The sequence below is a fragment of the Streptomyces sp. NBC_01255 genome (genome assembly GCF_036226445.1).
Classification (GTDB): domain Bacteria; phylum Actinomycetota; class Actinomycetes; order Streptomycetales; family Streptomycetaceae; genus Streptomyces.
In genome coordinates, this window is the sequence record NZ_CP108474.1 from 832439 (window position 1) to 856844 (window position 24406).

Below are 24406 nucleotides of genomic sequence, written 5' to 3' on the forward strand. Positions count from 1 at the left end.
GCCCGACGGTACGGTGGAGGCGCACCACCGACCCACCCGTACGGACGGATCCGGCGACGAGCGGCGAGGCACGCATGACCGACCCGATGACGGCACGCGAGGCGCTCGCGCTCGTCACCGACGACTTCACCGAACTCCCCTTCTCCGAGGGACCCATGGACGGGGACGGGCCGATCGGCTGGCCCGGCTACTCCGCCGCGCACGGCCGCGCCGCGGCCCGTTCCGGCGAGACCGAGTCGGTGATCTGCGGTACGGGCACGATCGGCGGCGTGCACGTGGTGCTGCTCTCCTTCGAGTTCCGCTTCCTCGGCGGTTCCATCGGCGAGCGGACCGGCGCCCGCGCCTCCGCCGCGCACCGGCTCGCCCGCGCCCGGCGGCTGCCCGTGGTCGTCCTTCCGGCCACCGGCGGGAGCCGGATGCACGAGGGCATGCGCGCTCTCCTCCAACTCCAGGTGATGGCCCGCGAGTCGGCGCTCACCCGGGCCGCCGGGCTGGCGCAGATCGCGGTCCTGCGGGACCCGACGACCGGAGGCGGCTGGGCCACCCTCGGAGCCGGCTCCGATGTCGTCCTCGCCCTGCCGGGCGCCCAGGTCGGCTTCGCGGGCTCGCGCGTACGCCCGCAGGACGCCGACCCCGGCGCCTACACGGCGGAGGCCCAGCTCGCCCACGGCCACATCGACGCCGTCGTACCGCCCGGGGAGCTGCGCGCCGCGCTCGGCCGCTGGCTCACCCTCCTCACGCACCCCGCCGAGGGCCCGGTCGCTCCCCCGCACGCCCTGGGCACCGGCGCCGTGTCACCCGCCGAGACGGGCCACGAGGCCGTGGCCCGCGCCCGGCACCCCGACAGGCCCCGGGCGCCCGCCTACCTCGACGCCCACTTCACGCGGCGCGCCGAGATCTCCGGCGACCGCTGCGGAGGCACCGACCCCGGCATGCTCTGCGGCTTCGGGCAGCTGCCGGACGGCCGCACCGTCGCCTACGCCGCCCAGTGCGGCACCGCCACCCGGCCCGCCGGTTTCCGTACCGCGACCCGGCTCGTCCACCTCGCCGACCGCCTCGGGATCCCGGTCCTCACCCTCGTCGACACCCCCGGCGCCGCCAACGACCCCGAGGCCGAACGGGACGGCGCGGGCCCGGCCATCGCCGCCCTCTTCGAAGCCGTCGCCACCGCCCGGGTCCCGCTCACCTCGCTCCTCGTCGGGGAAGGCGGCTCGGGCGGCGCGCTCGCCCTCGCCGCCCCCGACCACACCTGGGCCACCCCGGACAGCTACTTCTCCGTCATCGCCCCGGAGCTCGCCGCGGCCATCCTCAAGCGGACACCCGAGGAAGCGGCGACCACCGCCGACCGGCTCCGTCTGCGCCCGCAGGACCTCCTCGCCCTCGGCGTCATCCGAGGCATCGTCGACGGCACCGCTCACGGCTGAGGCGGTTGTGCTTAAATCGGATCCGTGGCGCGTGGCGCCGGCCAAAGAGCAGTGGGCCGGCCGGACGTCGGGCGACCACCTTTCCGTCGGAGGACCTCCTATGAGTCCGCTCCGTACAGACCACGCCTGACCGAGGTGCTCGCGCGCGCGTCATTCCCGCGCGAGGCACCCGTGCGTTCCCACCCGTGACCGACCGCCATCAGCGCGCGCTCTCACGGCACACCCAGGGCCATCGCGCCCCTCACGGAGATCCGCATCATCATGCCCACATCGTTCAACCAGTCCGTCATCGACGAGTTCCGCGCGAACAGCGGGACGGTCGGAGGCTACTTCGAGGGCAGCGACCTGCTGCTCCTGACCACCACCGGAGCGAAGTCCGGTACGGAGCGCACCGTGCCCCTCGGGTACGTGCGCCACGACGATCTCCTGATGATCGTCGGATCGAACCTCGGGTCCGAGCGGCACCCCGACTGGTTCCACAACCTGCTGGCCCACCCGCTCGTGCGGGTGGAGGTCGGCGCCGAGGAATTCGAGGCGATCGCCGTACCCGCCGAAGGCGAGCGCCGGGACCGGCTGTTCGCACACGTGGTGAAAGCGGAGCCCGGCTACGGCGAGTACCAGGAGAACACCGCGCGCGTCCTGCCGGTCGTGGTCCTGGAGCCCGCCACGACCTCGGAGGACGAGGGACCCGTCGAGGTCACGAACCTCGCCGACAAGCTCATGGAGGTCCACGTCTGGCTCCGCGGCCAGTTGGGACGCGTACGGGACGAGGTCGACGCGCACTTCGCCGTGCGCGCGGCGCACCGGTTCCCGGGCGAGCCGCCGGCGCCGGGTCTCGGGCTCCAGATCCGGCAGCGGTGTCTCGCGTTCTGCCAGTCGCTGGAGTTCCACCACGTGAGCGAGGACGCGCATCTGTTCCCCGGCCTTGAGGCCCATCACCCGCACCTCGGCGAGGTCTTCGAGCGCCTCCGCGTCGAACACCGCACGGTCGCCCGCCTCCAGCGGGAGCTGAGCGGACACCTCGCCGACATCACCGGCGCGGACCCCGAGCGGTTCCGTGCCGAACTGGAGCGGATGTCGACGGAGCTCACGGCGCACCTGGACTACGAGGAGGAAGCGCTGCTGCCGTTGCTCGCTGAGATCCCCTTCCCACCCGTCCGCCCCACTCCATGATCCCTATCGGGTGAACGGCGGGCGCGTGCCCGGCACATCGGGCGCCGGGGGCACGACGATGAAACGGACACTTCCCCCTGAGGAAAGGCCGCCACCGTGCGCCGTGCCCTGATCGTCGTCGATGTACAGAAGGACTTCTGCGAGGGCGGCAACGTCCCCGTGAAGGGCGGGGCCAACCGGGCCGTCGCCATCGCCGAGCTGATCCGGGGCGCCGACGGCCGGTACGCGCACGTCGTCGCGACCCGGGACCACCACGTCGACCCCGGCGGCCACTTCTCGGACGAGCCGGACTTCGAGAACTCGTTCCCGGTGCACTGCGTCGTCGGCACCGAAGGGGGCGAGTTCCACCCGGACTTCGAGCCGGTCGTGACCTCCGGGGCCGTGGACGAGGTCTTCTTCAAGGGCGCCCACTCCGCCTCGAAGAGCGGTTTCGAGGGCGCGACCGAGAGCGGCACGCCCCTCGGGGAGTGGCTGCGCGCCCGTGAGGTCGGCGGCGTCGACGTCGTCGGGATCGCCACGGACCACTGTGTGAAGGCCACCGCGCTGGACGGCGTCCGGGCCGGCTTCGACGTGCACGTCCTGCTCGACTACACGGCCGGCGTCGCCTCCGACACCACCGGCGCAGCCCTCGACGAACTGCGCGCGGCGGGCGTCGGACTCAGCGGCGAGCCGGTGGTCCTCGCCTGACGGACCGCCGGGTGCCGGAGCGGTCTTTCCCGAGTCTTGTCCGGGCTCTTGCCGTCCCCTGTACGGGCGTTAAACCGTCCGCCGCGAGAGTGGCAGCACCCGAACCGGTCAGCGTTCGGGAGACGTTCACTCGCCGCAGGAGCCCCGATGACGCCCACGTCCCGTATCCGCGCCGCCCTTGCCGCCTCGCTCGCCGTGGCGACGCTCGGCACCTTCGCCGCCGGGGTCGGGGTGGCAGGGGAGAAGGACGGCCGGCAGCACGGCCGAGCCGGCGAACGGGAGATCGCCGCGCTCTTCGACCAGTGGAACGCGGCGCTGCTGACCGGCGACCCGAAGGAGGTCACCGCCCGGTACGCCGAGGACGCCGTGCTGCTGCCGACCGCCTCTCCCCGGATCCGTACCGACCACGCGGAGATAGCCGACTACTTCGCGCACTTCCTCCAGAAGAAGCCGCGCGGCGAGAAGCTCCGCTCCGTGATACACGTCCTGGACCGGAACTCGGCGCTCGACGCCGGTCTCTACCGCTTCCACCTCACCGACCCGAAGACCGGCGTCACCAAGGCCGTCGACGCCCGCTACACGTACCAGTACGAGAAGCGCGACGGCCGGTGGCTGATCGTCAACCACCACTCCTCGGTGCTCCCGGCCGAGGGCTGATCCGCCGGGGGCCCTCGGCTGCCGTCCGCAGGCCGATCCGTACGCACAGGCCGCCGCCGGGCGCGTCCCGCAGGGCGACCCGGCCGCCGTCGTCCGTCACCAGCTGCTTGACGATGGCCAGGCCAAGACCGGAGCCCGTGCGGCCGGTCAGGCCCTGGCCGCGCCAGAACCGGTCGAAGGCGCGGGCCTGTTCGGCGGCGGACATGCCGGGGCCCTGGTCGAGGACCTCCAGGACCGCTTCCTCCGGGCCGCACGTCTCCACCCGTACGGTGATCGTGCCCCGGTCCGGGGAGACCTCCAGGGCGTTGGAGAGGATGTTGTCGAGGACCTGGTCGAGGTTGCCGGGCCCGGCGAGCACCCGGGGTCCGTCGTCGGCCGTCCCGGTGAGGACGATCGTCACCCCGCGCTCGTCGCCGGCGGGCCGCCACACGCTCAGCCGGTCCTCGACGAGCTCGCGCAGGGCGAGCGGTTCGGGCGCGGCCACCTTCGCCTCGGCGCGGGCCAGCACGAGCAGGCCGCTGACCAGCCGGCTCATGCGGACCACCTCGGCGGTCGCCTGGTCGACGTCCTCCCGGACGAACTCGTCGTCGACCCCGTCCGCGATGTTGTCGAGCGCGAGCCGCAGCGCCGTCAGCGGGGTACGGAGCTGGTGCGAGGCGTCCGCGACGAAGATGCGCTGCGAGGCCACGAGGGTGTCGAGGCGCTCGGCGCCCTGGTTGAGCGTCCGGGCCAGGGTCCGCGTCTCCTGCGGTCCCGTGACCGGTGACCGGGCCGTCAGGTCGCCGTCCCCGAACCGGCTCGCCATGTCGTTGAGCTGGCGCAGCGGTTTGGTCAGGAGCCGGGCCACGACGGCGCCGAGCCCGGCCGCGATCGCGAGCACGCCGACCGCGAGGATCGCCCGGAAACCCCAGATCCGCCACAGCCGGTCCGTCAGGTCGGCGGTCGCGTACCGGATGCGCACGGCGCCCACGATCCGCTGCTCCTCCCCCGCCGGCCCCCGCGCCGCGTGCCGGCCCTCGTACACCGGGACGGTGAGCACCAGCTCCGGCCCCCAGACGAGCCGCGAGCCCCAGTCGACGGTGGTCACCCCGCGCCGCAGGGCCTCGCCGATCGCCGGGTCGTCCGGTCGCGCGGGCAGGGGCAGCGGCGGCACCGCGTTCCTGCCGTCGGCCGCCACCACCTCGACCGTGCCCGGTGTCTCGTCCGCGTACGCCCCCGCCATGCGGGCGAGTGCCTGCCGGGCGGGCTCGTCGCCGTCGCCGAGCAGCAGCGCCATCGTGGTCGCCTCGCGCCGTACGGACTCCTCGGTGTCGCCGCGGAGTTGGGCGGTGAGCGTGAAGGCGACGGGAACGGTGAACGCGGCGAGCGCGACGGCGACGAGCGCGACGTAGCTGACGATCAGCCGCTTGATCACGTGTGCCCCGCCGGGCTCGCGGGCCCGTCATGTGTCAGGTCCGGCGCGACGATCAGCCGGAACCCCACCCCGCGCACCGCCTCGATGGCCACCGCTCCGGCCAACTTCCGCCGCAGCGCCGCCACATGGACGTCCAGCGTCTTGGTCGGGCCGAACCAGTTGGCGTCCCAGACGGCTTCCATGATCTGTTCGCGGGACATCAGCGCGCCCGGCTCCTCCGTGAGGAAGGCGAGGAGGTCGTACTCCTTCGGCGTCAGCGCGACCTCCGCTCCGTCCAGCCGCACCCGCCCGGACTTGCGGTCGACACTCAGCCGCGTGCCGTAACTCTGCGGCCCCGAGGGCCGGTTCTCGGGGCGTGCCCGCCGGAGCACGGCCCGGATCCGGGCGATCACCTCGCGCACCCCGAAGGGCTTGGACACGTAGTCGTCGGCCCCGATCTCCAGGCCGACCACCCGGTCCGTCTCGTCGCTGCGCGCGCTGATCACGATGATCGGCACGTCCCCCCGGAGCCGCAGCGCCCGGCAGACGTCCAGACCGTCGGTGTCGGGCAGGCCGAGATCGAGGAGGACGAGGTCGTACGGGGTGGTGACGGCGAGCCCCGCGGCTCCGGTGGTCACCCACTCCACCTCGAACCCGTAGCGCAGCAGCCCGCGCCGCAGGGACTCCGCGATCGGCTCGTCGTCTTCCACCAGCAGTACACGCACACACGAGACCCTAGTTCGTGTACCGCACGTCAGTTCACCAGTAGCGGCGCATGATCTCGTCGGCCCACGCGGGCTGGGTGGTCGGCCCCTGGGGGCCGAACTCGGCCATGTACGGCTTGATGTCGAGTACCGGCGTGCCGTCGACGGCGTCCAGGCCCCGCACATGGAGGTCCAGGCCGTCGGTACGGATCAGCCGGCAGCGCGAGACGCCGAGGCGGTTGGGGCGGTTCTTGCCGCGCTGGGCGAAGATCCCGACGAGCGGCCACTCCGTGTTGCCGCGCGGGTGACGGGCCCCGGTCTCGACCGCGTCCGGCTTCACGCGGTCGAAGTGGTAGACGACCTCCAGGTGCGAGAAGGCGTCGAGACCGGCCAGCGCCTCGGGGCCGAAGGCCTCCGCGTCCAGCCGGATCACCGACTCGACGTCGCCCCACTCGTCGTCGCGCACCTGGTCCCGCCCGCCGACGACGCGCCCCACCGGGCACGAGACGACCGTCCCCGCGGCGCTCTGCTCCTGTGCCATGTGATTCCTCGCTCCTCGCCCGTGGGACGGCCCTCGTCCGTACGTGATCATGACGACCGTACTCCCGTAGGCGACGGGCTGTGCGGACGACCGTCAGATCCCCGGCCCGTACCCCGGATCGGGGCCCTGCTGCGGATGCCAGACCGTGTCGAGGCCCCAGAGCCCGAGCGCGGCGACGGCGAGGCAGACGAGCGCCGCCGCCCACGGCCGCAGGCGCCGGGTGGCCGCCGCCCAGGTCAGGGGCGGGACGGCGAAACCGGCGAGGAGGATCAGCGGCAGTTCGACGAGGACCGTGCTCCAGTCGGTGTCCTGGCCCTCGAAGCCGCCGTCGTAGCTGTACTCGGCCCGGGGCACCGCGTAGGCCGCCGCGACCAGGACGCCGGCGAGGGCGAGGAGACAACCGAGGCTGTTCAGCACCCGCTCGTCGCGCTCGTCCGTTTCGTCGGCCTCATCGCTCTCGGGGCTCTGCGCCCGGTCCCCACCGCTCATGTCGGGTACGGACGCCGACCGCCGCCGCGCGGTTCCCCACCCCGGCCCGGACGCCGATCGACTCCACATGGCGGTCCGGGGCACCGGCGAGCAGGGACCCCCGACGCCCGTGAATTCCCGGTGAAGAGACCACCCGCCGGGGCGTGTTACCGGGTCAGGACGATCGCCGTGATCACCAGTCCGCCCCGGGCGAGCCAGCGCCCGGTGAAGTGCTCCCGCGGGGCGCCGTCGACCGTCGGCCCGGGTACGAGCAGCCGCGCGTCGAAGGTGCCCGCGCGGCCGTTCCCGTCGTCCGGGGTGAACTCGACCACCGCCTCGTCGAAGTCCAGCTCGCGCCCGGTCAGCGGGTACCAGGTCTTGAAGACGCTCTCCTTGGCGCTGAAGAGGAGCTTCTCCCAGGAGACCGCCGGGTCCCCGGCCTCCAGGGAGGCCAGGTGACGGCGTTCCTCGGGCAGGGACACCACCCCGAGGACGCCGTCCGGGAGGGGCTCGGCCGGCTCGGCGTCTATGCCGAGCGACACGACGTCCGTCGACCGGGCCACCGCGGCGGCCCGGTAGCCCTCGCAGTGGGTCATGCTTCCGGCGATGCCCGCCGGCCACCGCGGCTCCCCGCGCGGGCCCGGTGTCAGGGGACCCGCAGGCACCCCGAACCGGCCCAGCGCGAGCCGCGCGCAGAGCCGGACGGTGGCGAACTCCTGCCGCCGCTTCTCGACCGATCTGGCGACGAGCGCCGTCTCCTCGGGGAAGAGCGTGACCTGTTCGGAGTCGTCGAGGCGCCACTCCGTGGCGACCGACCCGGGCACGAGCTCGCCGATCATGGTGTTCCCTCCGCGTACGGGGTGATCACTGGTGGTGACGGGCCGGACCGTCAGGCCGGGTTCTTCACGTCCGCGACGTAGTTCGCACCGCCGAGGCAGTCGCGGATCTCGTAGCGGGGCGCGGTCGCACCGGTCCACCGGAGGAAGCCGGTGGCGCCGGTCGCGGACGGCATGTCGATGAATCGGCATCCGTCGTAGACGATCTTGCCGGCGGTGGTGGCGACGGCGCTCGTCCCCACCTGGTGCGAGCCCATCAGCGCGCAATCGGTGTAGCGGACCGTCGGGCCGCGGTCGCCGTTCGCGTTGAAGGCGTACGTGTGCGTCACGGCGTCCGGCGCCCACGACTTGAAGCTCAGCGCGGTGTCGTCGCACGACACGAAGCTGATGCTGCCCTTGTACCAGCGGGAGTCGATCACCTTGTGGCCGAGACCGCGCAGCTCGAAGCGGATGCCCTGCGCGTACAGGCGCATCGTGGAGTCGGCCCGGGTGGGCGCGTCCGAACCCAGCTGGAAGAAGGTGCCGTTCGACGCGGCGTCGGTGAGGATGTAGGAGCCGCCGATGAAGTTCATCGAGCCGCCGCGGTTGTTCTTCACGAACACCCCGGACTGGTACTCGACCTTGCAGTCGCGGAACCAGTAGTTGAGGAACTGGTCCTGCTGGGTCGCGGTCGGCGTCATCCCCATGACGAGGAACGCGTCGGAGTAGGAGCCGCCGACCTGGCAACGGTCCCAGCCCATCTCGCTGTTCAGGTTGGAGGTGGTGGCCGGGCCGTCGAGGCCGATGCCGCGCTTCCAGCTGCCGCGCCACTCCACGTCGGTGTACCAGGTGTCCTGCACGCCGTAGGCGGCGGAGGAGTACGCGTAGTTGAAGCTCGACGTGGCGTTCTCGCTGGTGAAGGTCAGCCCGGAGATCCGGATGTTCTTGTAGCGCTGGTAGTTGGTCCACAGCGTCGTGTCGTTCGCGGTCGGCGCGTACACGATGCGGGACAGCCGCTTGCCGTAGCCGGTGATCGAGATGCCGTCGACGATGCCGCCGCCACCCTCGCCGTTCACGTTGGGCAGGAGCGAGTCGGGCTGGGTCAGCAGGTAGGTGCCCGGCGGGATGACCAGCACCTTCTTCGGGACGGCCCCCGAGATCGGGTCCGGCTGGAAGGAGGCGAGCACCTCCGCCGCGGCCGCGCGGAAGGCGGCGTCGCTGGCGGTGGCGCCGGTCGGGTCCGCGCCCTTGCTGATGACGTCGACGCTGTACGGGTCGTCCCCCGCGCCGGCCGCGTACGCCGGGCTTCCGCCGAGCGCCATCACGCCCGCGGCGCCCGCGCCGGCCGTCGCCATTCCGCGTATGAGCGAACGTCGATCCATGTTCCCGGTCATTCGTAACCCCCCATAGTCATGATCATGAAACAGACGGGACATACGATCACGACTCCGGCGCGGAAGCAAGACCGTTCCGATCCGCAGGACCCGTCGCTACGGGGCCTGTTGGACGTCCGGCCCCCCTCCGGGCCCTTGGCGGACGGTCCTTAGGCGCCGCGCCGGATCCGGGCGGCCTGGCGGGCCTCGGCCTGCTTGCGGGCCTCGGCGGAGCGGCGGGACTCGTTCTTGGCGCGGCCGGGCTTGCCGGGGACGGTGCCCATGCCACGGAAGGCCGCGCCGCGCTGGGAGCGTTCGGGGGTGACGGGCGCGTTGCGTCCGATGGCGACGCCGGAGGGGGTCTTGGCGCCGGTGATCCGGCTCAGTTCGGCCTCGCCGGAGCGGACCTGGGTGATCTGCGGCCGGATGCCCGCGTCGGTCATGAGGCGGGCCACGTCCTTGCGCTGGTCCGGCGTGACCAGGGTGACGACGCTGCCGGTCTCGCCGGCCCGCGCCGTACGGCCGCCGCGGTGCAGGTAGTCCTTGTGGTCGGCGGGCGGGTCGACGTTGACGACGAGGTCGAGGTCCTCGATGTGGATGCCGCGGGCCGCGACGTTCGTCGCGACGAGGACGGTGACGACGCCGGTCCTGAACCGCTCCAGGGTGTGGATCCGCTGCGGCTGCGACTTGCCGCCGTGCAGCGCCGCCGCGCTGACGCCGCTGCCGAGGAGGTGGCGGGTGAACCGGTCGACGGCGTGCTTGGTGTCCAGGAACATGAGCACCCGGCCGTCACGGGCGGCGATCTCCGTGGCGGTGGCGTACTTGTCGGGTCCGTGGACCTGGAGGACGTGGTGTTCCATCGTGGTGACGGCGCCGGCCGAGGGGTCGACGGAGTGGACCACCGGGTCGTCGAGGTACGTGCGGACCAGCCGGTCGACGTTGTGGTCGAGGGTGGCCGAGAAGAGCAGGTGCTGTCCGCCGGGCCGCATCTGGTCGAGCAGCTCGGTGACCTGGGGCATGAAGCCGAGGTCGGTCATCTGGTCGGCCTCGTCGAGGACGGTGATCCGTACCTGGTCGAGGTGGCAGTCGCGGCGCTCGACGAGGTCCATGAGGCGGCCCGGGGTGGCGACGAGGACCTCGACGCCTTCCCTCAGCGCGACGACCTGCTTGTTGATCGACACGCCGCCGAAGACGGTCGCCGTCCGCAGCTTCAGGGCCTTGGCGTACGGCTCGATGGCGGCGGTGACCTGCTGGGCGAGCTCGCGCGTGGGGACGAGGACCAGGGCCAGCGGCCTCTTGGCGTCGGCGCGCCGGCCGGCCGTCCGGGCGAGGAGCGCGAGACCGAAGGCGAGCGTCTTGCCGGAGCCGGTGCGCGCGCGGCCCAGGACGTCGCGGCCCGCGAGGGCGTTCGGCAGGGTCGCGGACTGGATCGGGAACGGGGTGGTGACACCGAGGTCGGTCAGCGTCCGCAGGACCTCCGCCGGGAGTTCCATGGCGTCGAAGGTGTCGGCGGGCGGCAGGGCCGGCGTGATGGTGTCCGGCAGCGCGAACTCACCCTTGACGGGGGCGGGGCGGCGGGTGTCGTTCGTACGGTCCGAGCGGTTCATGGGGGCCTTCCTCGATGCGGCGATGCTGAGATGCGGCGCGTATCGAGGAATCCACGGCATGAATGTGCCGGAGGAATTGCAGGAACGGGCCGAGAACTGTACCTGTACGGATCCGGGCACATCCGTACGATGCGGTACCTCGTCACGGCATCCGGTGTCGGAATGCCGTGGGGGGACCCGGGCGGGCGGCGGTCTGCGGCCCGCGACGGGCTTCAGGCCCGGTAAACGCGACGGCCGGTGCCCCCCACCCTGGGGGTGGGGGGCACCGGCCGCGTCAAGCGAGTCAAGCTTAGGCGGGGGTGATGTTCTCCGCCTGCGGGCCCTTCTGGCCCTGCGTGACGTCGAAGTTCACCTTCTGGCCCTCCTGCAGCTCACGGAAGCCGGAGGACGCGATGTTCGAGTAGTGGGCGAAGACGTCGGGGCCGCCACCCTCCTGCTCGATGAAGCCGAAGCCCTTTTCCGAGTTGAACCACTTAACGGTGCCGGTAGCCATGCGATATCTCCTTCGAGGCATTACCCGGAATTCACACTGCGTGAATCCCGGCGTCGCCGCGATGATTGCCCCGTCCGGAAAAAGCACCGAAAACACAAAAAGTGCTCTGACGGTAACGAACCCGCCTAAGCACTTGAAGTCTATGGGAACCACAACTGCAACTGATAACTACTGTATCACGTAATGGGCCGGAGGGCTCTTTGGGGCGGAACTTCTTTCGTTTCGCGTGTCGGCCGGCCCCCGCGGCCCCGTCACCGCACGCCCGTGGGCCCGTCACCGCACGCCCGTGACGCCGTCCCGCGCCGTCCCGCGCGCCTCGCGCAGGGCGGTGTGGACGGACCAGACCACCGACACCAGCGGCACGGCCACCACCGCGCCCACGATGCCGGCGGCGATCGAGCCCGCGATGACCGAGATGGCCACCACCAAGGGGTGCAGCCGCACGGCCCAGCTCATGACGAGCGGGTGCAGCAGGTGGCCCTCGATCTGGCCCATCACCACGATCAGGCCGATCACGATCAGCGCCACCACCGGGCCCTGCGACGCGAGCGCCACCACGGCGGCGACGGCGAGGGCGATGGGCGAGCCGATCAGGGGGACGAAGGCGGCGACGAACTCCAGGAGGGCGAGCGGGACGGCCAGCGGGACCCCGAGGAGCCAGAGTGCGAGGCCGACCAGGACCGCGTTCGTGGCGGCGACCAGCACGATCCCGTGGGTGTAGCCGGTGAAGGTGCGCCAGGCCGCGCGCCCCGCGATCCCCACCCGGCCCCGTACCGACCTCGGCAGCTGCTCCTGGAACCAGGCCCACTGCCGGTCCCCCGCGTGGACGAAGAACACGGCGGAGAACAGGGCCAGAGCCAGGGTCGTGAGGACGGCCACGACATGGCCCGCGCCGCTGAGCGCCGTACTGACCAGGGCCGACCGGTGGCCGGACAGGAACTGACCGATCCTGGCCTGCATGTCGGACAGCGCCTCCGGGTGCAGCCGGAACGGCGGCCGCTCCAGCCAGTCCTCGATCCGGCCGATGCCCTCCCTGAACTCGCGCACCAGCGTCGTCCGCTCCCCCGCGACGGCCTCGCCGACCAGGGTGAGCACGCCGAGGACGAGCGCGATGCCGCCGAGCAGGGTGAGGGCGACCGCCAGCGGCCGGGGCAGGCCCTTGGCGACGATGTCGGCGACGGGGCGCACCAGCGCGGTGATCACCAGGCCGAGGAAGAGGGCGACGCCGATCTCGTGGAAGCGGCCGAGGACGGCGAACAGGCTGTAGACGAGCAGGCCGACGATCAGCAGCCGCCACGCGTACGCGGCGGCCGTGCGGAGGAACGGGGTCACCGGCGGTGCTGTGCCTGGCTGCATTTCGACCAGGTACCACCGGGGGGCCTCCGCGCCACGCCGCCGGCCCGACATTCGCCCGGTCAGCCGGGGGCCGTGCCTCGGCTGCGCACGAGGGGCAGGTACACCTCGTCGGTGATCTCGACGAGGACGTCGTCGGGTGCGGTGGGGACTCCTCGCACGACGAACTCGTTCCGCAGCAGGACGACGGCGACGGTCGCGACCCGCGGGTGCAGCGCCTCGGGGGCCACCTCGCCCCGCGCGACCGCGCGGCCCAGGACGGTCAGCCAGGGCGCGGCCGCCGCCTCGCCGGACCGGTCCTGGAGCTGCGCGAGGAAGTCCGTCGCGCCGCCCGCGGCGGAGAGCAGTTCGCGCAGGATCGCGCCGAGGGGCGAGCTCCAGTGGCGGTTGGCGCCCCGGAGGAGTTCGAGGACGTCACCGCGGAGGGTGCCGGTGTCGGGGAGCGGGGCCGTGGTGGCGAGCCGGCGGTACGCGGCGATGCCGAGGGCGAGGCGGTCGGGCCGGCGGCGGTAGAGGGCGTTCTTGCTTCCTGCCGGGCGACAGCACCGACGAACGCGTCGAGTTGCTGAAGCAGCCGCATCGCGTGCGCGAGCACATCGGCCCGGTGGGCGTGCGTGAGCACATCGGCCCGGTGGGCGTGCGAGTCAACGCGTTCCTCGGCCGGGCCGTGGCCGTCGTCCGCAAGCACTTCGGCGGCGAGGTCACCTACGCTTCCGTACCGCTCGAACGGGTCGACTGGACCCCCTTCGACATCGTGTCCGTCGACCTCTACCGATCGGCCGAGCACACCGACGGGTTCGCCGAAGGCGTCCGCGACCTCGTCGCGCGGGGGACGCAGGGCAAGGCGCTCGCCATCACCGAGTTCGGCTCCGCGGGCTATCGGGGCGCGGGAGACCGGGGCGCCCTCGGTCTGGAGATCGTCGAGTACGACGGGACGGGCCCGCTGCGGCTGAACGGCGTCCACGCCCGCGACGAGGAGGGCCAGGCCGCGTACATCCTCGAACTGCTCCGGGCCTTCGACGCCGGGGGCGTCGACAGCACCTTCGTCTTCACCTTCGCGCTCTACGACCACGTGCACCGGCCCGACGGCGACCCCCGTGACGACCTCGACCTCGCCGGCTACGGCATCGTGAAGGTCCTCGACGGCGGCCTCGGTACGGCCTACCCCGGCCTGCCGTGGGAGCCGAAGGCCGCGTTCGCCGCCCTCGCCGACTACCACCGGGAGCATTGAGCCCCCTCGGTCAACTCCCTTCGCTCCGGGCCGATGTGGCAGAGTCGGGACGGGTTCGGGGTGAGGGGGCTGCGTGGCGCGAGTGGTCGACGGTCGGTTCGAGCTGGTGGCACGGCTCGGCGGTGGCGGCATGGGCACGGTGTGGCGGGCGCGGGACACGGCGCTGCACCGCGAGGTCGCGCTCAAGGAGGTACGCCCGCCCGACCCCGCGCTCGCCGAGTACGACCCCGAGGGCGCCCGCGCCCTGCGCACCCGTGTCCTGCGCGAGGCGAGAGCGCTCGCCCGTATCGCCCACCCGCATGTGGTGACCATCCACCACATCGTGGACGGCGGTGAGGACACGTACCCCTGGCTCGTCATGGAGCTGGTCACCGGCGGCTCCCTCCATGACCGGCTCGACCGGGGCCCGCTGTCGCCGGCCGAGACGGCCGCGCTGGGGCGCGGGGTCCTGTCCGGGCTGCGGGCGGCACACGCGGCGGGCATCCAGCACCGGGACATCAAGCCCGCGAACGTCCTGCTGCGACCGGACGGCCGGCCGGTCCTCACCGACTTCGGGATCGCGGCGGTGCACGGCGCGACGGCGCTCACCGCCGCCGGTTCGATCATCGGCACCCCCGACTACATGGCGCCCGAGCGGGTCGGCGGCGAGGAGGGCGGCCCGGCCGCCGACCTCTGGTCGCTGGCGATGATGCTGTACGTCGCGGTGGAGGGGCACCATCCGCTGCGGCGGGCCAACACGCTGGCGACCCTCGCTGCCGTCCTCGGCGAGGACGTGCCGCCGCCGCGGAACGCGGGAGCGCTGACGCGGGTCCTGACGGACGTCCTGGTCCGGGACCCGGCGGCGCGACCGGACGCCGAGACGCTGGACCGGCTGCTCGCGGAGGCGGAGGCGGAGACCCCGGCGTCCGCACCCGCCGCGTCCGGCAGCCCGACCTCGTACCCGTTGGCTCCGCCCCTGCCCGCCACTCCTCCCGGGAAACCCGGGAAGCGGCGGGGCCCGGTGTACGCGGGGGCCGTCACCGCGGTGGCGCTCTGCGGCGTACTCGTCTGGTCGCTGCTGCCCGACGGCGACGGTGACGGCGGCGATGACGGCAAGAAGGTGAGCGGCGCGCCGTCCTCCGTGGCACCCTCGACGTCGACAAGCGCACCCGCCGGGGGCTCCGGTGGCTCCGGGATCACCATCGGCATCAAGTTCGACCAGCCCGGGCTCGGCTGGAAGAACCCGGACGGCACCTTCTCGGGCTTCGACGTGGAGGTGGCGGCGTACGTCGCCCGCGCGCTCGGCCACGATCTCGCCGACGTCACGTGGAAGGAGGCCAGGAGCGCCACCCGCGAGTCCCTCCTCACCGGCGGCGAGGTCGACCTCGTCGTGGCCACGTACACGGTCAACGACCAGCGGAAGCAGCGCGTCGACTTCGTCGGCCCCTATCTCGTGGCCCATCAGGACGTCCTGCTGCGGGCGGCCGACACCGGCGTGACGCGCCCTGCGGACCTGAACGGCCGGAAGGTCTGCTCGGCGGTGGGCTCCACCTCCGCGCTCAACGTCCGGACGCTCGCCCCGCAGGCGCAGCTCCGGGAGTACGACGGTTACGCGCGCTGTGTCGACGATCTGGCGTCCGGCGCCGTGGACGCCGTCACCACCGACGACTCGCTCCTCGCCGGGTACGCGGCCCAGGCGGCGTTCAAGGGCAGGTTCAGGCTCGCCGGCTTCCGTACGACCGACGAGCCGTACGGCATCGGCCTCCCGAAGGGCAGCCCGCTCACGTCGAAGGTCCGGTCCGCGCTGGAGCAGATGGTCTCCGACGGCTCCTGGCAGGCGGCCGTCCAGCGGAACCTTCCGCTCCTGCGCGCGGACGCGCCGCCGTTGCGGTAGTCCGGCGTGGCCTTCGGGTCTCGTGTTCAGGTGATCGTCCGCTGCTAGTGTCCGGTGCGGGGCGTGTGTCCCGTCCCAGGGTGAGGAGGAGCCCATGAACGCCGCGGACGAAGGACGGCAGCAGCTGGACGCGGCCAGCGTCCTCAACGCCAAGAGAACGCTCCTCCAGCTCCTGGCCAGGGCCGGGGTCTGGTCCGGTGACGCCGAGGAGCTGATCGGGCTCGTGGAGGCCGGCGCCCTCGCCCTCGCCCACACCGAGATCGGCGACAGCGGACGGACCGGGCCGGCTGAGAAGGGCGAGCCGTACGAGGCCGGCTGGCGTGACGGCACCCGGGCCGTCGCCGACGCACTCGCGGACATCGCCGAGCGCACGCTGCGTCATGCCCTCGCCCCCGATCCGACGGTGTCGTCGCCCGACGACCGTTCCCCCGTCGGGCGGGCGGAGATGGAGCGCGCGAAGGTCGCGATCACGCCGCTCTACCTCTCCTACACCGCCGTCTCCGACCTGGACCCCGACGCCACCGAGCAGGTGCTCACCGCCGTCCTCGGCACGATGAGTCCCCGGCAGCGCGCGGGGTACCCGGGTCGTCTGACGGAGTTCTCCACGGCGCATCACGCGCGCCTGGAACGGCTGTACGCGGAGTACGGCCCCGGCAGCGCGATCGCGATCCACGGCCGTTACTCCCTCGTCCACTCCCCCACCAGCGTCGCCGTCCTGGAGCGGCTCGCCGCCGCGCCGGTGGCGCTGCACGAGGAGTGGGACGCCGCCGAGCTGCCGCCCGCGTGGCTGGACGGGCTGACCACGGCCTGGGGTTCCGCGGCCTAGCGAGAGGCTTTCCCGCTCGGGCGGTCCACGACCTCCTGGTCGAGAGTGCACGCCTTCGCAGGGGCGGTGCTGGCCAGCGCCACCACGGCCGCCCGGTGCGGGTCCGTCCATTCGAGGAGCCGGAGGTCCTCCCCGCCGGCTTTCAGCAGCGCTTCCGCGCGCACCCACAGGCGGAGCAGGGCCGCGCCCGGGTCGGGCCCGTCGGCGGCCTCCCGCACGTCGGCCTCGGGCAGGACCCGGCTCAGTACCGACAGGGGGCCCGGCCTGCGCGCGGAGGGTTCCACGTCGACGCCGACGGCGCCGGGGCCGACGGCCGCCGCGACCAGCCCGTCGGCGTGGCTCAGGCTGAGGCCCACGCCGGGGTGGTCCCGCAGGTACGGGCGGCCGTGGCCGGCCCGCCCGCACCCGGCGCAGAACTGGGCCGGGGCCGACTCCTCCGGCGAACCCCCGGTGAATCGGGCGACGCACAGCCGCAGCAGCAGCCGTGCGGCCAGGACGTCGTCCCGGCGGCTCGGCACGCGGACCGCTTCCAGCCGCCGCAGCTCCCACGGTGCGAGGAGTCCCTCGTGCAGCCGCGGGTGGGCGAGTACTTCGCCGGTGGTCGCGACGGCGGCCAGGGCCGTACGGGAGTCCCGGCCCGGCAGCGGGGCGCCGCCGGTCACGTGCGCGTGCTCACCCCGCGGCGGTCGCACCGGGGGCGGCGGCCGTCGCGGACGGGGTCAGAAAGCGTCGCTCGACGCGGCCGAGCGTGCGGAAGTCGTCGATGGTGACTTCCTGGAGGTCGATGGTGTCGCCGGAGATCTCCTCCAGAAGGTCGATGAACTCCAGGAAGTCCATCGAGTCGATGAGCCGGGCCTCGATGAGGTCCTCGTCGACGTCGATCGGGCCGTCGAGGCCGGGATTCTTCTCGTGGAGCCACTCGGCGATGCGTTCCATGGTGCGGGTCACTCCTTGCTGGTACGGGTGTTCCTGTCGTTTGCGCTCGGTTCAGGCTGCCCGGGCGGCGCGGAGTCGTTCGAGGGCCTGCTCCGGGGTGCCGTGGGCGAGGATCATCGCGTGCACCCAGCGTTCGACGCCGAAGGCGACGCAGGCGCTGTACGCGGGTCCCTCGGCGCCCGCCTGGATGTCCAGGCGCTCGCCGAAGAAGTTGCGGTGCCGGTTCACGGAGGCGATGGCCGTGCCGTCCGGGGCGCTGAACTCGTGCTTGACCGGGTCGAGCGCCATGAGGCGGGCCCGGGAGCCGCCCCGGTCGTAGAACGGGTCGTCGGCCGTGGCTCGGGTCAGGTCGAGGCCCAGGAGTCCGGCCAGTTCCCGGACGAACTCGGCGCCCTTCTCCAGGTGTTCGACCGCGCCCTGCTTGGTACCGAGGTACAGGACTTCCCGCATGTGGAAGCCCCACAGGCGGCGCAGTCCGTCGTAGTGGGTCTCGTTGCGGAAGCAGCGGCCGGTGGCGGAGAGCCGCAGCCCGTCCTCGCCGACGTCCCGGCCTTCCAGGGAGAGCAGCAGGCCGTAGCAGGTGGCGGAGGGCAGCAGGTGACCGGTCGGCCGCAGCGGCAGCTCTCCCGGATTCTCGCCGGCTGCAAGCCCGTCGAGCGCCTCGGGGGTGAACCGCCCGGCGGAGACGCCGAGATGGGGGAAGTTGCGGAAGTAGTCCAGCTTGGCCAGGCCCTCCACGGACAGCAGCGGCGGGCCGACCACCTCGGGGGCGGAGAGGCGTGCGGCCAGACCGGTGAGCAGGTCGTCGAGGCCGTGCAGCAGGGCGGTGTGGACCGGATCCAGCGTGAGCAGCCCCGGACCGGGGTTCCTCAGACCGCCGTCCGGCAGGGCTGTGCTGCTGCTTGTACTCATGGAACCGCTCCCTCTCAGCGTGGGCGGACAGTCGGGGGCGTCGGCAGGCGGGCAGGACGCATCTCCACGACGTGATGGTGTCGGCGCTGACGGCGCTGTCGCGACGGTCCGTACGTCCGGGGAATGGACCCTAGGCCAGCACTTCGCGACTTGTCTAGACCAAAGTCGGCGGGTCGGCGCGCGTCGTCAAGAGTTCGTTTGGATCTTCCGGACAAGTCAACTGTGCATATCAAGCCGACACTTGACAGCGGCTATGGTCTAAACCAATGCTGCTGCGTAATCGGCAGCGACCGTCCTCGGCCCTGACTCCCGTTTTGGAGGGACCACATGACGACCCCCGCTCCCCACGGCCGCTCGCGCCGTCCCCGTCTGCACCGGGCGGCGTCGGACCTGCCGTACTTCAGCGCGGACGGCGAGGCCTATCTGGCCCAGACCACCCTGCGGGAGCTGAAGAAGTCCCGCCCCCTGCGGGTGCTGTCCGAGGAGGACTTCGCCCACTGGCAGACGTACGGATACGTCATCGTCCGGGAGGCCATCGCGGCGGAGGACGCCAGGCGGCTCCTCGACTTCACCTGGGACTTCCAGGGGCTGGACCCGGACCGGCCGGAGAGCTGGTACGAGGACCGGCCGTTCCGCTCCGAGCTGGACCAGCAGCTGCACGTGTACGGATTCGTCGAGGCGTACCACCACCAACTGCTCTGGAACAGCCGCCAGTCCCAGCGCGTGTACGACGCGTTCGTCGACGTGTGGGACTGCGAGGAGCTGTGGGTCACCCTGGACCGGCTCAACCTCAACCCGCCCAACGTCGGGAACCGTGACCGCGCCCTGATCGAGCCCACCGACCGGGGCTTCGACATCGAGTTGCACTGGGACATCGACACGACGCTCGGCGTCCCGCCGCAGCGGGTGCAGGGGATCATCGCGCTCAACGACACCCGGCCCGAGACCGGCGGTTTCCAGTGCGATCCGGAGCTGTTCCGGCGGTTCGAGGAGTGGAGGATCGCCCAGCCGGCCGGCCGGGACCCCCTCCGCCCCGCCGTGGACCGGGCCGAGTTCCCCGTCGAACGGCCCGAACTCCACCCCGGCGACCTGCTGATCTGGAACGGTCTTCTCGCCCACGGCGTGGCGCGCAACGCCTCCGAGAACGGGGTGCGGGCGGTCCAGTACCTGTCGATGATGCCGGCGCTCGAGGAGCACGAGAGGCTGCGGCGCTCCCGTGTCGAGTCCTGGCGGCACCTGCGGACCCCGCGCTGGAACCGCACGCTCGTCGGCGATCCGGTGCTGCACGAGTCCAAGCGCTACCCCACGGCCGAACTGACCGGGCTCGGCAGCCGCCTCCTCGGTCTCGCCTCGTGGCACGACACGGCAGCCGACGGCCGGAGCCGGGACGGAGAACCGGCGTGCGCCGTGTCTGCCTGACCCTCCCCACCAACCGGGCGTGCTCCGAGACCCTCAGGGCGGTCGCCGAGGAGGCCGCCTACGGCGCCCGCCGGTTCGGCGTCGAGGTGCACCTCCTGGTCCTGGACTCCTCCGAGGCACCGGTGCTCGCCGAACACCGCGAGACGGTGGACGGTCTGCCCCCGGCCCCGGGCGTGGTCGTCCACCACCTCGACGAGACGCAGCAGCGGACCTTCCTGCAAGCGGTGATCGCGCGGTCCGGCGTCGCCGCACCCGACCGGGTGCTCGACCTGATGCTGCCGTCCCGCGTGTCCTACGGCGCCTGCACCAACCGCGCCTTCCTGATCGCCGAGGCCCTGGGCTGCGCCTCGGTCCACCGCCGGGACTCGGACAGCCGCTACCAGGTCCACTCCGAGCGCCCGGAGGGCGGCGAACCGGTCTTCCCGATCCACCACGAGCTGACGTCCCTGGGACGGCGCGCAGCCGAGGTGGCCGGGCTCGTGTCGCGGAGCAGGCTCGATCCCGCGTGCGCGGACCGGCCGGTGGCCCTGGTCGGCGGCTCCTTCGTCGGCGAGATGTCCGTGGACGTCGAGGAGATCCGCCGGCTCGATCCCGCCGTCTACGACGACGTCGTCGGCCTGTCGGTCCCCGACGGCTATCCGGAGATCTGGCGCAGGAACCTCATCGCGGAGTCGTTCCGCGGCGCCGGGACCGCCCCCTTCACGAGCGACCTCACGACGCTCACCCGCGTCGGCCCCACGCGTGTCGACATGTGCAACATCGGCTTCACCCGCGAGGTCTACGGCCGGGTGCCGCTGCCTCCCGCCACCGACACCATCGGCAGCGACTACTTCCTCATCCACCTGGTCCACGACGCCCGGCTGCCCGGCGTCCTGCACAACCGTCACATCATCAACTTCCATACACGCGAGCGCCGTTCCGATGCGGGCTTCCTCGCCTATCAGCGGCGGCTCGCGAAGTTCCTCCTGTCCACGCCGTACTTCGACGCCGTGTACGGGCAGATGGCCGCCGCCGGAGCGGAGTTGCTCGACTCCGACGGCCAGGTCCGTGCGTCCGCCGTCGCCGGGTTCGTCAGGGACAGCACCCGGCTGGACCGCGTCGAGAACGCCGAGCGGCTGGACGTCATCGACCGCTCGTTCCGCAAGCTCGGCGGCCGCTACGCCGGGGCCGCCGACGTCCTCGCCGCCGAGCGCGAGCGACTCCTCGACGAGTCCCGCGCCGACATGGAGGAGTTCGCCCTCCTGATCGACGCCTGGGGCCCGCTGACCCGCTCCACGAAGTCCGTGAAAGGCATCACATGGTGAGTGAGCGAGCCACTTCGAGACTCAAGGACATCCGCGCCCGCGCCTGCACCGTGACTGTCGCGTACGCGGGCGGCGAGGAGCGCCGGGGCCCCGTCACGATGGGGCAGGCCAACATGATCCGCTGCATCCTGCGGGACGAGCCCGCGCACATCAACATCCACGATGTGTGGCCGGCACCCGCCGGGACCGGGATGGAAGCGGCCGTCGACGCCCTGCGCGCCCTCGCCGTCCGGCACGAGGCGCTGCGCACCACGTTCCCCCACGCCCCTGGCTCCGCTCCTCGCGAGCAAGTCGTGGCCGCCGAGGGCACGTTCACCGTCACCGTCCTCGACCACGACGAACTCCCCGGCGAACCCGACCGGTACGCCGAGTCGTTGGCGCGCGAGGCCCGCGACGAGCGGTTCCACCTGGACCGGGACTTCCCCCTCCGGGTGTCCCTGGTAGCCCTCGACGGCACGCCGGTGTACGCCGCGCTCGCGGCCAGCCACGCGGTCGCGGACATCAGCGCGCTCGCCGTCCTCAAGGAGGAATGGCTCGCGCTGCTGGCCGGCGGGACGCTCCCTCCGCAGACGGCGCTGACGCCGCTCGGCCTCGCCGCCGAGGAGGCGGCCCCGGCCGGGCTCCGTAAGTCCGCGGCGTCGCTGGGGTACTGGGAGCGGATCATCCGTACCGGACCGCAGGCCATGTTCGCGGAACCGGGCGCCGAAGGCACCGAGGTCCGCGCGCCGCAGCTCACCCTCCGGTCGCGGCGCGGCGCCCGCGCCCTGGCCCTCGTCGCGGAGCGCACCGGCGGCCTGCCGTCGACGGTGCTGCTCACGGCCTGGTGCGCGCTCCTCGCGCACCGTACGGACCAGCCGGCCTGCGTGACCGCCGTCCCGACGTCCAACCGGTACGAGCCCCGCCTGACCCGCTCGGTGAACACCCTGTCCCAGGACGCCCTGCTCTGCCTCGACGTCCGGGTCCCGTCCTTCGACGTCCTCCTCGGCAAGGCCTGGGGTGCCGCGCTCAACGCCTACCGGCACAGCCGGTTCGACGCCGTGAGCCTGTGGGAGATGATCGGCAGGGCGACCTTCGAGCGCGGCAGCCGGTTCACCCGCGATGTCGCCTTCAACGACGTGAGCACCCTGCCCACCGCGCTGCCCTCCACGCTCCCTTCCGCGCACGACCCCTCCTCCCCCGGCGACGATGCCGTCATCGGCCCCGAGCTTGAGCTCAGTTGGGGCGAGGACCAGGTGCTGCCGACCCGCGTCCTGACCTTCGTCCACGAGACGGACCCCCTGCTGCGCCTCGGCGTGTGGGCGGACCCCGCACTGTTCACCCGGGAGCAGGCGGAGGGCTTCCTCGTCGGTCTGGTGCGTCTCCTGGAGGCGGCCGCCACCGGGGACGTACCGCTGGACGCGCTCACCGAGGTGACCGGGGTCCGGCCGGTCGAGCGCGGTGCGGACTGGGAGCGGGTGGACGGCTCCTGGGTCTCGCCGCCCGCCGTGGCGGAGGCCCTGAGCCGGGCCCTCGACGGCGTACCCGTACACGTCACGACGGATCCCCCGGCCACCGACGGACCGGCGGAGGCGGAGGCCGGGCGGGGCCTCACGGCGTACATCGCCTCCGGGGGCGCGCCGCTGACTCCGGCGGCGGCCCACGCCGCGCTCATGGACGCCCTCCCCGGCCGTCCCGGGCTGCTGGCTCCCCGCCGGTACGTGATCGTCCAGAGCCCGCCGGCGGAGGCCCACCGGAGCGGCGCCTGGCTCCGGCAGCAGATTCTCTCGGAAGGGACCGGCCGGGAACCGGCGGATGCGACATGACGATGGATACCGATGGTGTGACCGTCCGGCAGAAGCCGGACCCGCTTCCCAGCCCCTGGCGGTCGAGCCGCTTCCGGCTGTTCTTCACGGCCCGCAGCGCGTCGCTGCTCGCCGACGGCATGCTGATGGTCTCGCTCACGACCGCCGTCCTCGGTGCGGGTTACGGGGCCAGTGGCGTCGGTTACGCGCTGGCCGCGTGGATGGCGCCGATCGTCCTGCTGGTCCTCGTCGGCGGCGTCCTCGCCGACCGGTTCACCCCGCAGGTCATGATGGTCGGCGCCGACGTGGTGCGCCTGGTCGCCATGCTCGCGCTCGCGGCACTGCTCGCCGCGGGCGGGGTGCGGCTCTGGCACATCATGGCGCTGCTCGCACTCAGCGGCGCGGCGACGGCCATGTTCCAGCCGGGTCTGGCGAGCATGGTCCCCCAGGTCGCCGAGGACATCCAGCGGGCGAACGCGCTCCTGCGGATCTCCGAGGCGATCTGCACCCTGGCCGGCCCCGGGCTCGCGGGCCTCCTCGTCGCCTACTGGGACGTGGCGGGATCCTTCCTGGTCATCGCGGCGGCCTTCGCGCTCAGCGCGCTGGGTCTCGCGCCACTGCGGAAACTGAGCACGGCCAAGGACGACAGCGCCGACCCGCTGTGGCAGAGGCTGGCCACGGGCTGGCACGAGTTCCGGTCCCGGTCCTGGCTGTGGGGCGTCATCGCCGTCTGGGCGGTCTACGGCCTGTTCGTCTTCGGCCCGGCCCTGCCGCTGGGCGCCGCGCTGCTCACCGAACAGCACGGGGCGAGCGGCTACGGCTGGATCGCCTCCGCCGACGGGGCCGGGACGATCGTCGGCGGTCTGCTCGGCATGCGCGTCAAGCCTCGCCGTCCGCTCGTCGCGGGCGCCCTCGCCATGGTCTTCTTCTCGCTCAACCCCCTGGCTCCCGCTCTCGGCTGGTCGTTCACGCTCACGGCCGTCACCGGCGTCGTGGCCGGCTGCGGCTTCGCCTTCTGGGGAGTCATGTGGGCGACCAGCGTGCAGACCCACATCCCGCTGGCCGTCCTCAGCCGTGTCTCCGCCTACGACATCGCCGGCTCCATCATGGTGATCCCGCTGGGCCGGGCACTGGCCGGCCCGGCGGCGGAGACCTTCGGTGCCGACCGGGTGCTGCTCTTCTCCGCCGTGGTGGGTGTCGTGTTCCTCGGAGTCATGCTCTGCGTCCCGGCCGTGCGGGCGCTGGGGCGGGCTCCGGAGGGCGGCTAGCGGTAGGGGTGGGTGGGCGCCCACAGGCGGGCACGCCCTCGGCGTTTCGGCCATGCGCGCCTCGGGGCACGGCCCTCCTCCGGCAAGGGTCGGTGTACCCGGCACGCTCGGGTTCTCGCTCTGCCATGCGGATCGTGACACGTCCGAAAGACGCGTGTTCGACATTGC

Annotated in this window: 24 protein-coding genes; 11 read left to right on the plus strand and 13 right to left on the minus strand. The window is 72.6% G+C overall.

Features of this window, described 5'->3' with window-relative positions; all coding sequences use genetic code 11:
- The first annotated feature begins 74 nt into the window (after positions 1-74).
- The 4 genes from OG357_RS03475 (at position 75) to OG357_RS03490 (ending at position 3941) form a co-directional block, all read left to right on the plus strand.
- Complete coding sequence (locus tag OG357_RS03475) at positions 75-1424, plus strand: carboxyl transferase domain-containing protein (RefSeq protein WP_329619696.1); 1350 nt, start codon at positions 75-77, stop codon at positions 1422-1424.
- Between the two features lie 261 nt (positions 1425-1685).
- Positions 1686-2597, plus strand: coding sequence for a nitroreductase/quinone reductase family protein (locus tag OG357_RS03480; protein ID WP_329619697.1), 912 nt, complete (start codon positions 1686-1688; stop codon positions 2595-2597).
- Between the two features lie 96 nt (positions 2598-2693).
- A complete protein-coding gene (locus tag OG357_RS03485) occupies positions 2694-3284 on the plus strand; it encodes an isochorismatase family protein (RefSeq protein ID WP_329619698.1) in 591 nt (196 codons plus the stop codon).
- A gap of 147 nt (positions 3285-3431) precedes the next feature.
- A complete protein-coding gene (locus OG357_RS03490; RefSeq protein WP_329619699.1) occupies positions 3432-3941 on the plus strand; it encodes an SgcJ/EcaC family oxidoreductase in 510 nt (169 codons plus the stop codon).
- Here the strand turns inward: OG357_RS03490 and OG357_RS03495 are convergent.
- From OG357_RS03495 to OG357_RS03540, 10 genes are all read right to left on the minus strand, one after another.
- Positions 3904-5355 (minus strand): HAMP domain-containing sensor histidine kinase, encoded by a 1452-nt coding sequence (locus OG357_RS03495; RefSeq protein WP_329619700.1) that lies wholly within the window; start codon positions 5353-5355, stop codon positions 3904-3906. The two genes, OG357_RS03490 and OG357_RS03495, sit on opposite strands and share 38 nt — an antisense overlap.
- Positions 5352-6059, minus strand: a complete 708-nt coding sequence (locus tag OG357_RS03500) for a response regulator transcription factor (RefSeq protein ID WP_329619701.1) — start codon at positions 6057-6059, stop codon at positions 5352-5354. Before OG357_RS03500 ends, OG357_RS03495 begins: the two co-directional genes overlap by 4 nt.
- A gap of 34 nt (positions 6060-6093) precedes the next feature.
- The gene (locus OG357_RS03505; RefSeq protein ID WP_329619702.1) at positions 6094-6579 is read right to left on the minus strand and encodes an SAM-dependent methyltransferase; all 486 of its coding nucleotides are present in this window, start codon (positions 6577-6579) and stop codon (positions 6094-6096) included.
- 93 nt (positions 6580-6672) lie between these two features.
- Positions 6673-7068: a DUF7937 domain-containing protein gene (locus OG357_RS03510; RefSeq protein WP_329619703.1), complete on the minus strand. Its 396-nt coding sequence runs from the start codon at positions 7066-7068 to the stop codon at positions 6673-6675.
- 146 nt (positions 7069-7214) lie between these two features.
- Entirely contained in the window at positions 7215-7886 is a 672-nt protein-coding gene (locus tag OG357_RS03515) for a 4'-phosphopantetheinyl transferase family protein (RefSeq protein ID WP_329619704.1), read from the minus strand.
- A gap of 50 nt (positions 7887-7936) precedes the next feature.
- Positions 7937-9217 carry a hypothetical protein gene (locus OG357_RS03520; RefSeq protein WP_329619705.1) on the minus strand — a complete coding sequence of 427 codons (1281 nt, stop codon included), beginning with the start codon at positions 9215-9217 and terminating at the stop codon, positions 7937-7939.
- Positions 9218-9405: 188 nt separating this feature from the next.
- Positions 9406-10842 carry a DEAD/DEAH box helicase gene (locus OG357_RS03525; protein ID WP_329619706.1) on the minus strand — a complete coding sequence of 479 codons (1437 nt, stop codon included), beginning with the start codon at positions 10840-10842 and terminating at the stop codon, positions 9406-9408.
- A 289-nt stretch (positions 10843-11131) separates the two neighbouring features.
- Positions 11132-11335, minus strand: a complete 204-nt coding sequence (locus OG357_RS03530; RefSeq protein ID WP_024760785.1) for a cold-shock protein — start codon at positions 11333-11335, stop codon at positions 11132-11134.
- A 273-nt stretch (positions 11336-11608) separates the two neighbouring features.
- Positions 11609-12691 carry an AI-2E family transporter gene (locus OG357_RS03535; protein ID WP_329619707.1) on the minus strand — a complete coding sequence of 361 codons (1083 nt, stop codon included), beginning with the start codon at positions 12689-12691 and terminating at the stop codon, positions 11609-11611.
- A 59-nt stretch (positions 12692-12750) separates the two neighbouring features.
- On the minus strand, positions 12751-13167 hold the full coding sequence (locus tag OG357_RS03540) for a TetR-like C-terminal domain-containing protein (RefSeq protein WP_329625478.1): 417 nt from the start codon (positions 13165-13167) through the stop codon (positions 12751-12753).
- 104 nt (positions 13168-13271) lie between these two features.
- On the opposite strand from OG357_RS03540, the gene OG357_RS03545 reads away from it, so the two are divergent.
- The 3 genes from OG357_RS03545 to OG357_RS03555 all read left to right on the plus strand — a co-directional run bounded on the left by OG357_RS03545 (position 13272) and on the right by OG357_RS03555 (position 16618).
- Complete coding sequence (locus OG357_RS03545; RefSeq protein ID WP_329619708.1) at positions 13272-13919, plus strand: hypothetical protein; 648 nt, start codon at positions 13272-13274, stop codon at positions 13917-13919.
- Positions 13920-14049: 130 nt separating this feature from the next.
- Positions 14050-15792: a bifunctional serine/threonine-protein kinase/glutamate ABC transporter substrate-binding protein gene (locus OG357_RS03550; protein ID WP_329625479.1), complete on the plus strand. Its 1743-nt coding sequence runs from the start codon at positions 14050-14052 to the stop codon at positions 15790-15792.
- 94 nt (positions 15793-15886) lie between these two features.
- Positions 15887-16618 (plus strand): hypothetical protein, encoded by a 732-nt coding sequence (locus OG357_RS03555; protein ID WP_329619709.1) that lies wholly within the window; start codon positions 15887-15889, stop codon positions 16616-16618.
- Here OG357_RS03555 and OG357_RS03560 read toward each other — a convergent pair.
- Genes OG357_RS03560 through OG357_RS03570 form a run of 3 tightly spaced genes read right to left on the minus strand, consistent with a single transcriptional unit; the run spans position 16615 to position 18466 of the window.
- Complete coding sequence (locus OG357_RS03560) at positions 16615-17280, minus strand: 4'-phosphopantetheinyl transferase family protein (RefSeq protein ID WP_329619710.1); 666 nt, start codon at positions 17278-17280, stop codon at positions 16615-16617. The genes OG357_RS03555 and OG357_RS03560 overlap by 4 nt on opposite strands.
- A 10-nt stretch (positions 17281-17290) precedes the next feature.
- On the minus strand, positions 17291-17554 hold the full coding sequence (locus OG357_RS03565) for an acyl carrier protein (RefSeq protein ID WP_317601514.1): 264 nt from the start codon (positions 17552-17554) through the stop codon (positions 17291-17293).
- Between the two features lie 51 nt (positions 17555-17605).
- Positions 17606-18466, minus strand: coding sequence for a hypothetical protein (locus OG357_RS03570; RefSeq protein WP_329619711.1), 861 nt, complete (start codon positions 18464-18466; stop codon positions 17606-17608).
- 327 nt (positions 18467-18793) lie between these two features.
- Here OG357_RS03570 and OG357_RS03575 point away from each other — a divergent pair, with 327 nt between their 5' ends.
- Genes OG357_RS03575 through OG357_RS03590 form a run of 4 tightly spaced genes read left to right on the plus strand, consistent with a single transcriptional unit; the run spans position 18794 to position 24238 of the window.
- Positions 18794-19885 (plus strand): phytanoyl-CoA dioxygenase family protein, encoded by a 1092-nt coding sequence (locus OG357_RS03575; RefSeq protein WP_329619712.1) that lies wholly within the window; start codon positions 18794-18796, stop codon positions 19883-19885.
- Positions 19867-21189: a DUF6271 family protein gene (locus OG357_RS03580; protein WP_329619713.1), complete on the plus strand. Its 1323-nt coding sequence runs from the start codon at positions 19867-19869 to the stop codon at positions 21187-21189. The genes OG357_RS03575 and OG357_RS03580 overlap by 19 nt, the downstream gene beginning before the upstream one ends.
- Entirely contained in the window at positions 21183-22991 is a 1809-nt protein-coding gene (locus OG357_RS03585; RefSeq protein WP_329619714.1) for a condensation domain-containing protein, read from the plus strand. The genes OG357_RS03580 and OG357_RS03585 overlap by 7 nt, the downstream gene beginning before the upstream one ends.
- Before the next feature lie 2 nt (positions 22992-22993).
- Positions 22994-24238 carry an MFS transporter gene (locus OG357_RS03590; RefSeq protein ID WP_329625480.1) on the plus strand — a complete coding sequence of 415 codons (1245 nt, stop codon included), beginning with the start codon at positions 22994-22996 and terminating at the stop codon, positions 24236-24238.
- Positions 24239-24406 lie beyond the last annotated feature (168 nt).